Annotated in this window: 1 protein-coding gene; it reads right to left on the bottom strand. The window is 63.7% G+C overall.

Annotated elements, in window-relative coordinates:
• Nucleotides 1-144 (bottom strand): endonuclease/exonuclease/phosphatase family protein (locus E4K09_RS30385; RefSeq protein WP_244610605.1); only part of this gene is annotated, 144 nt, incomplete at its 3' end.
• Nucleotides 145-223 lie beyond the last annotated feature (79 nt).

Below are 223 nucleotides of genomic sequence, written 5' to 3'. Positions count from 1 at the left end.
GTCCTTCAGGGGCAGCTTGTCGTTCGGGCACTTGGTTTCCTGCAGGCACAGGATATCGGGGCGCCGCTCCTTCAGGAAGCGGGCGACCTGGTCGATGCGCAGGCGGACGGACTTGATGTTCCAGGTGGAGACGGTGAGTTTCACGGAAAGCGGCCCCTCGATCAGTCGTCCCGGGCTACGACAGATTTTTCCCAGAGGGAAGGGCTGCGGGCCCGCTGATGCG

It is taken from the genome of Microvirga pakistanensis, assembly GCF_004458765.1.
GTDB lineage: Bacteria > Pseudomonadota > Alphaproteobacteria > Rhizobiales > Beijerinckiaceae > Microvirga > Microvirga pakistanensis.
This window is presented reverse-complemented; position numbering and strand designations above follow the sequence as displayed.